General features: G+C 67.1%; 9 protein-coding genes. 6 read left to right on the forward strand and 3 right to left on the reverse strand.

The genetic code is table 11. From position 1 onward, the window contains the following. Positions 1 to 50: 50 nt before the first annotated feature. The gene (locus DID96_RS34315) at positions 51 to 935 is read right to left on the reverse strand and encodes a pirin family protein (protein WP_124603631.1); all 885 of its coding nucleotides are present in this window, start codon (positions 933 to 935) and stop codon (positions 51 to 53) included. A gap of 144 nt (positions 936 to 1,079) precedes the next feature. Further along, positions 1,080 to 1,355, reverse strand: coding sequence for a XapX domain-containing protein (locus tag DID96_RS34320; RefSeq protein WP_124603632.1), 276 nt, complete (start codon positions 1,353 to 1,355; stop codon positions 1,080 to 1,082). Positions 1,356 to 1,637: 282 nt separating this feature from the next. Between DID96_RS34320 and DID96_RS34325 the strand changes: the two genes are divergently transcribed. After that, positions 1,638 to 2,336 (forward strand): hydrolase, encoded by a 699-nt coding sequence (locus DID96_RS34325; protein ID WP_124603633.1) that lies wholly within the window; start codon positions 1,638 to 1,640, stop codon positions 2,334 to 2,336. Between the two features lie 76 nt (positions 2,337 to 2,412). Here the strand turns inward: DID96_RS34325 and DID96_RS34330 are convergent, their stop codons facing one another. Then, positions 2,413 to 3,336: a LysR family transcriptional regulator gene (locus DID96_RS34330; RefSeq protein WP_124603634.1), complete on the reverse strand. Its 924-nt coding sequence runs from the start codon at positions 3,334 to 3,336 to the stop codon at positions 2,413 to 2,415. A 146-nt stretch (positions 3,337 to 3,482) separates the two neighbouring features. On the opposite strand from DID96_RS34330, the gene DID96_RS34335 reads away from it, so the two are divergent. From DID96_RS34335 to DID96_RS34355, 5 genes are all read left to right on the forward strand, one after another. Beyond that, positions 3,483 to 3,650, forward strand: a complete 168-nt coding sequence (locus DID96_RS34335; RefSeq protein WP_124603635.1) for a DUF1427 family protein — start codon at positions 3,483 to 3,485, stop codon at positions 3,648 to 3,650. A 19-nt stretch (positions 3,651 to 3,669) separates the two neighbouring features. Continuing rightward, positions 3,670 to 5,559, forward strand: a complete 1,890-nt coding sequence (locus tag DID96_RS34340; protein ID WP_124603636.1) for an amidohydrolase — start codon at positions 3,670 to 3,672, stop codon at positions 5,557 to 5,559. Between the two features lies 1 nt (position 5,560). Next, positions 5,561 to 6,010 (forward strand): DoxX family protein, encoded by a 450-nt coding sequence (locus DID96_RS34345; RefSeq protein ID WP_124603637.1) that lies wholly within the window; start codon positions 5,561 to 5,563, stop codon positions 6,008 to 6,010. Positions 6,011 to 6,046: 36 nt separating this feature from the next. Beyond that, a complete protein-coding gene (locus DID96_RS34350; protein WP_124603638.1) occupies positions 6,047 to 6,961 on the forward strand; it encodes a glyoxalase in 915 nt (304 codons plus the stop codon). Beyond that, on the forward strand, positions 6,958 to 7,080 hold a 123-nt coding region (locus DID96_RS34355; protein ID WP_124601083.1), incomplete at its 3' end, for a DUF1275 family protein. The genes DID96_RS34350 and DID96_RS34355, both read left to right, overlap by 4 nt.

Consider the following 7,080-nt stretch of genomic DNA (forward strand, 5'->3'; position numbering starts at 1 on the left):
GCTGATACAGGCGGCCGAAACCGCGTTCGCCGGATCGCCGGCAGTCTCACTCAATGCGCGTTTCGCTCAGGCTGGCGCGTCCATTCGTCTTCTTCGCCGGGCACCTTGCCGAAGGTTTGCGCGGCCCATGCTTCGCGGGCCGCGGCGATCTTCTCGCGCGAGCTCGACACGAAATTCCACTCGATGAAGCGTTCGCCGGGCAGATGTGCGCCGCCGAGCAGCATCACGCGCGCGCCGTGCGCGCTCGCGAGTTCGACCGTTGCGCCGGGCTCGAGCACGGCCATGGTCGCGCTCGCGAGCGGCGTGCCGTCGATGCTCAGGTCGCCGTCGACGAGATAGACGCCGCGTTCGTCATGCTCCGCGTCGAGCGCGAGGCGGCCGCCGGCCGCGAATTCCGCATGCGCGTAAAGCGTCGGCGAAAACACCTCCACCGGCGACGCGAGCCCGAACGCGGTACCCGCGATCACGTGCACGGTCGCGCCGTCGCGCGTGAACGACGGCAGCGTGTCGGCCGGATGGTGGACGAACGCGGGCGCCGCGTCCTCATGGTCGACCGGCAGCGCCACCCAGGTCTGGATGCCGTGGATCGGCTGCTCGAGCGGCCGCGCGTCGTCAGGCGTGCGTTCCGAATGCACGATGCCGCGGCCGGCCGTCATCCAGTTCACGTCGCCGGGCACGATCTTCTGCCGGAAGCCGAGACTGTCGTGATGCATGAACGTGCCGTCGAACAGGTAGGTGACGGTCGCGAGGCCGATGTGCGGATGCGGCAGCACGTCGACGCCACTGCCGGCGGGCAGCACTGCGGGGCCCATGTGGTCGAAGAAAATGAACGGCCCGACGAGACGCGCGGCGCGTGCGGGCAGCACGCGGCGCACGACCAGGTTGCCGATGTCGCTTTCGCGCGGCGTGAGCAGGGTCTTGATCGAAGCGGACATGATGGAATTCTCGTGTGCGTGGTCGTTGCGAACGGTATCGGGCAACCGCGGTCGCGGCCAGGAATGGGGCCGTGAACCGGGCCGACCCCGTTCATCGGCGTGCGCGCCGATCGCGCAATGCGACGACGCGCGCATCGCGATGCGTCACGACGGCTGTCGGTCCCGAGAGGCCGGCACGGATGTCTGGGCGCCCGGCAGCGGGCCGAACATATGCTGGCTGCATTTTGCGTCGCGCCATGCGGCATTCAGCCGGTGGCCCGACAGCATCCGGCGCGCGACGGGAAGGATCTGCTCGCCGGCCAGCATGCCGAGCAGGCCTGTCAGCGCAATGATGGGCGGAGCCGGCGACGACACGCCGATCGCACCGTAGATGACGCCGGCAAGCACGCCGGCAAGAAGCGACAGGAGATAGGGTTTCATGATGCGGGTCTCGTGGTTGGCCGGCCGATGACGGGCAAGGCGCCGTCGCTGACGTGAAAGCGTAGCGGGTTTGCGTGGACAAGAAAAGAGCAGCCGGGCATGAAACGTACGCACGTATTGGAATCGGTTCGATTCCATTTTTTGGGTGCCCTTTCGTCGCGGATACGTGTCAAATGACACCGCCTGGCTGCCGACGCGCCAGCGCAACGCACACTGGGCTCCCCCCGTTCGCACGGCCGGGGTGGGCCTCCCATTTCTCCGGTTCAAGGGACGACACACGTCATGAGCAATCCGAAGCAAGAAGTACTCACTCCGCAGAACAGCCAGCTGATCTTCATCGACCAGCAACCGCAGATGGCCTTCGGCGTGCAGTCGATCGATCGCCAGACGCTGAAGAACAACGTCGTGGGGCTCGCGAAGGCCGCGCGCGCATTCGACATTCCGACCACGATCACGACGGTCGAGACGGAGAGCTTCTCCGGTTTCACGTATCCCGAACTGCTCGACGTGTTTCCGGACGCGAAACTGCTCGAGCGCACGTCGATGAATTCGTGGGACGACCAGAAGGTCCGCGACGCGCTGGCCGCGAACGGCCGCAAGAAGGTGATCGTGTCGGGCCTGTGGACCGAAGTCTGCAATACGACGTTCGCGCTGTGCGCGATGCTCGAAGGCGACTACGAGATCTACATGGTGGCCGATGCATCGGGCGGCACGTCGAAGGATGCGCACGACTTCGCGATGCAGCGCATGGTCCAGGCGGGGGCCGTACCTGTCACGTGGCAGCAGGTCGTGCTCGAGTGGCAGCGTGACTGGGCGCGCCGCGATACGTACGACGCGGTGATGGCGATCGTGAAGGAACACTCGGGCGCCTACGGGATGGGCGTCGACTATGCGTACACGATGGTGCACAAGGCGCCGCAGCGCACGGCCGTGCCGCACGAGGTGCTGGCGGCCGTGCCCGCGAAGCAAGCGGCGAAATAAGCGCCGCGCGCCGGCGGCGCGCTGCGCGTTCGCACGCCGCTCGCGGCAGCCGCATCTGCGGACTGCCGCCTGGCGTTCAACGCGTGGGCAGCGCCCACGGCGCATTCGCGAACTGCTCGGCGAGATAGTCGAGCAGCACCGTGACGCGCGCGGCGCGCAGCATGCCGGGCGGCGTGACGAGGTTCACGTTGATGTCGGAGATACGCCAGTCGGGCATCACTTCCTCGAGCTCGCCGCGCTGCAATGCGTCCCATACGAGGAATTCGGGCTGAAGGGCGAGGCCGTGGCCCGCGATCAGCGACGGCACGATCACGTCGGCGTTGTTGGTGCGGATGCGGCCGCGCACGGGCACCGCAACCTCGTCGCCTGAGCCCGCATGGCGGAAACGCCAGCATTCCGGCGTCGGCAGGTTCGTATAGGTCAGCGTCGTGTGCTGCTCGATGTCGTGCGGGTGCGTCGGGCGGCCGTGGCGGTCGAGATACGCGGGCGATGCGACGAGCGGCCGGCGCACTGCGCAGAGCCGGCGCGAGCGCAGCGTGGAATCGTTCAGCTCGGCAATCCGGATCGCGACGTCGAAGCCGCCCGACACGATGTCGACCAGATGGTCGGTAAGCACGAGATCGATGTCGATACTCGGGTAGCGCTCGAGAAACGCGGGAAGCACCGGCGCGAGATGCCGCATACCGAACGACATCGGCGCGTTCACACGCAGCAGGCCATGCGGCTCGAGCGCGTGCGCGGACGCTTCGTTTTCGATGAGCTCGGCGTCGGCGAGCAGCCGGATCGCGCGGTCGCGCAGCAGTTCGCCCGTCGGCGTCAGCGACAGCTTGCGCGACGTCCGGTACAGCAGCATCGTGCCGAGCCGTTGCTCGAGACGTGCGATCGCCTTCGACACGGTCGGCTGCGACGTGCCGAGCAGGTCGGCGGCTTTCGCGAACGAGCCGGTCTCGGCGACGCGCGCGAAGATGGCCCAGGCTTCGAGATCAGGAAGGTGTTGCATCGTGGATATGAAATCGATGATGGGGGTGGCGCGCCGTTTTCAGTGCCGGGAAAAACCGGTTCCGTCGGCGTGGCGACGTGCCGTGCCCGGCCGCGCTGACCGGGATGCGATGGCGCCCATTCTAATCCGACCGTGAGAGAGATCGTATGGAATCTTATCTATTTTCATTGGGCGCCGGCCTGCTGGTCGGCGTCGTCTACAGCGCGATCCGGGTCCGCTCGCCCGCGCCGCCGTTGATCGCACTCGTGGGCCTGCTCGGCATGCTGATCGGCGCGCAGGCGATCCCGGCCCTCAAACCGTTGTTCGGCTTCTAATCGCAGTGAGGATATGCCCATGAGCGCAACCGACATCCAACCCGATCTCATTCTTCACAACGGACGGATCACCACGCTGGACCGTTCGAACCCGATTGCCACCGCGGTGGCGATCGCCGGCGGCCGCTTTGTCGCGGTCGGCAGCGATGCCGACGTCGTGCCGCTCGCGGGCCGCGCGACGCAGGTCATCGATCTCGCGGGCCGGCCCGTGCTGCCGGGCCTGATCGACAATCACACGCACGTGATCCGCGGCGGCCTGAACTACAACATGGAGCTGCGCTGGGACGGCGTGCGCTCGCTCGCGGTCGCGATGGAGATGCTCAGGCAGCAGGTTGCGATCACGCCCGCGCCGCAGTGGGTGCGCGTGGTCGGCGGCTTCACCGAGCACCAGTTCGCGGAGAAGCGCCTGCCGACGATCGACGAGCTCAACGCGGCCGCGCCCGATACGCCGGTGTTCATCCTGCACCTGTACGACCGCGCGCTGCTGAATGCGGCCGCGCTGCGCGTCGTCGGCTATACGAAGGACACGCCGGAGCCGCCGGGTGGCACGATCCTGCGCGACGGCGCAGGCAATCCGACGGGCCTGCTGCTCGCGAACCCGAACGCGACGATCCTCTACGCGACGCTCGCGAAGGGACCGAAGCTGCCGTTCGAATACCAGGTCAACTCGACACGTCACTTCATGCGGGAACTGAACCGGCTCGGCGTGACGGGCGTGATCGACGCGGGCGGCGGTTCGCAGAACTACCCCGACGATTACGAAGTGATCCGCAAGCTGCACGATGCGGGCGAGATGACGGTGCGCATCGCGTACAACCTGTTCACGCAGAAACCGAACGCCGAGAAAGAAGACTTCGTGAACTGGACCAGGAGCGTCAGGTATCACGACGGCACCGACTACTTCCGTCACAACGGCGCGGGCGAGATGCTCGTGTTCTCGGCGGCCGATTTCGAGGATTTCCGCGTTGCGCGTCCCGAGCTCCCGGCCGGGATGGAGGACGAACTCGAAGGCGTCGTGCGCGTGCTCGCGCAGAATCGCTGGCCGTGGCGCATGCATGCGACCTATGACGAAACGATCAGCCGCGCGCTCGACGTGTTCGAGAAGGTCGCGAAAGACATCCCGCTCGACGGCATCAACTGGTTCTTCGATCACGCGGAAACGATCTCGGAGCGCTCGATGGACCGGATCGCGGCGCTCGGCGGCGGCGTCGCCGTGCAGCACCGGATGGCCTATCAGGGCGAGTACTTCGTCGAGCGCTATGGCGCGCAGGCGGCCGAAGCGACCCCGCCCGTCGCGAAGATGCTCGCGAAAGGCATGAAGGTGTCGGCCGGCACCGATGCGACGCGCGTCGCGTCGTACAACCCGTGGGTGTCGCTCGCATGGCTCGTGACCGGCAAGACGGTCGGCGGCCTGCGGATGTATCCGCAGCGCAACCTGCTCGATCGCGAGACCGCGTTGCGCATGTGGACGGAGTTCGTCGCGTGGTTCTCGAACGAGGAGGGCAGGAAAGGCCGCATCGCGGTTGGGCAGCTGGCCGACCTGATGGTGCCGGACCGCGACTTCCTTGCGTGTGCGGAAGACGACATCGTCGACACCACGTCGCTGATGACGGTGGTCGGCGGCCGGATCGTGTGGGGCGCGGGCCCGTTCTCGCGGTACGACGCGCCGATTCCGCCGGCGATGCCGGACTGGTCGCCGGTGCGCCAGTATGGCGGCTATGGTGGCTGGGGCGTCGCGCAGCGCGACGGTGCGCCGCTGCAGCGGGCTGCGGCCGCTGCGCTGTGCGGCTGCGCGAGCGCGTGCAACGTGCACGGCCACGCACATGCGAGCGCATGGGGCAGCGCGCTGCCGACGTCGGACACGCAAGGCTTCTGGGGCGCGTTCGGCTGTTCGTGCTGGGCGATCTGACATGACGACACTGACCGGCCGCGGCAATCCCGAATGGATCCGCGCGCTGCTTGCGCAGCCGTGGGTCCTGCCGCTCGCGCGGCTCGCGCTGGTGTCCGCCTACCTGATCGGCGGGGTCAGCAAGGCGCTGAACTTCGACGACGCAATCGCGGAGCAGGCGCATTTCGGCCTGCATCCGGCCGCGCTGTGGGCGGCGTTGGCGGTCGCGGTCGAGATCGCCGGCTCGCTGTGCGTGGTGTTCGGCCGCTTTACGTGGCTCGGCGCCGGCGGCCTCGGGATGCTGACGGTCGTCGCGATGCTGGTCGCGAACGATTTCTGGAACCAGAGCGGCATCGCGCGCTTCATGGCGCTCAACAGCTTTTTTGAGCATCTCGGACTGATCGCGGCGCTCGTGCTTGCGACCATGCTTGGCGATGCGAAACATGCGGCCGCGACAGCCGCACCTGATTGATCGGACAGCACGATGAAACAACAACGGAATCTCACGATGAAAGCCATTCGCTCAACCTTGCTGGCCGTGATGATCGCGGGCGGCCTCGTCGCCGCGCCCGCGTCGTTCGCGACGATGCCGGTAAGGACTGTGGCAACGCCGTCGGTTGCCGTCGGCCCGCAGTACGACACGACGCACGTGTACGTCGCGCCGGAAGACTTCGACCGCTTCACCGACAGCTTCGTCGCGACGTTCGGCGGCAGCAAGTCGAAGCAGGGCGTGTTTCAGGTCACGCCGACGCCGAGCCAGACGATGTCGCAGCTCGTGTTCACGCCGTCGGGCACGATCTCCGTGTTCGGCTTCAAGACGCCCGTGCCGTACCCGTTCGGCGCGGAGCGCACGGGCTACCTCGTGACCGACATGGACGCGGCGGTGAAATCGGCGCGCGCGCACGGCGCCGACGTGATCGTCGACACGTTCCCCGATCCGATCGGCCGCGATGTGGTCGTGACGTGGCCGGGCGGCGTGAACATGCAGCTCTACTGGCATACCGAGGTGCCGCATTACGATGCGCTGCAGCGCGTGCCCGAGAATCGCGTGTACGTGTCGCCGGAGCGCGCGGACACGCTGATCCGCAACTTCGTCGCGTTCTCGCACGGCAAGGTTGTGTCCGATGCACGTCATGCGCCGGGCGTCGAGATCGGCCGGCCGAACGACACCTATCGCCGCACGCGCATCGAATCGGGCTTCGGCAAGATGACGGTAATCGCGACCGACGGCCATCTGCCCTATCCGTTCGGGCGGGAACTGACGGGGTATGACGTGCCGAATCTCGCGGATACGCTGCAGAAGGCGCAGGCCGCGGGCGTGACGGTGCTCGTGCCGCCGTTCACGGCGGACGGGCGCGATGCCGCGATCGTCCAGTTCCCGGGCGGCTATATCGCCGAGATCCACGCGAGCGCGGCGAAATGAAATCCGAGGACACGATCCTTGCTGCGATCGCCGGCTTCGTCGATACGCTCAGCTTCGTCGCGCTGTTCGGGCTGTTCACCGCGCACGTAACCGGCAACTTCGTGCTGATCGGGGCCGGC

This window comes from Burkholderia sp. Bp8963 (assembly GCF_003854275.1).
Taxonomy (GTDB): domain Bacteria; phylum Pseudomonadota; class Gammaproteobacteria; order Burkholderiales; family Burkholderiaceae; genus Burkholderia.

Excerpts from the sequence above, each read along its gene's own strand:
- DID96_RS34340 (WP_124603636.1), top strand. The coding sequence starts at position 3,670 with ATGAGCGCAACCGACATCCAACCCGATCTCATTCTTCACAACGGACGG.
- DID96_RS34315 (WP_124603631.1), bottom strand. The coding sequence starts at position 935 with ATGTCCGCTTCGATCAAGACCCTGCTCACGCCGCGCGAAAGCGACATC.
- DID96_RS34345 (WP_124603637.1), top strand. The coding sequence starts at position 5,561 with ATGACGACACTGACCGGCCGCGGCAATCCCGAATGGATCCGCGCGCTG.
- DID96_RS34350 (WP_124603638.1), top strand. The coding sequence starts at position 6,047 with ATGAAAGCCATTCGCTCAACCTTGCTGGCCGTGATGATCGCGGGCGGC.
- DID96_RS34335 (WP_124603635.1), top strand. The coding sequence starts at position 3,483 with ATGGAATCTTATCTATTTTCATTGGGCGCCGGCCTGCTGGTCGGCGTC.
- DID96_RS34330 (WP_124603634.1), bottom strand. The coding sequence starts at position 3,336 with ATGCAACACCTTCCTGATCTCGAAGCCTGGGCCATCTTCGCGCGCGTC.
- DID96_RS34325 (WP_124603633.1), top strand. The coding sequence starts at position 1,638 with ATGAGCAATCCGAAGCAAGAAGTACTCACTCCGCAGAACAGCCAGCTG.
- DID96_RS34320 (WP_124603632.1), bottom strand. The coding sequence starts at position 1,355 with ATGAAACCCTATCTCCTGTCGCTTCTTGCCGGCGTGCTTGCCGGCGTC.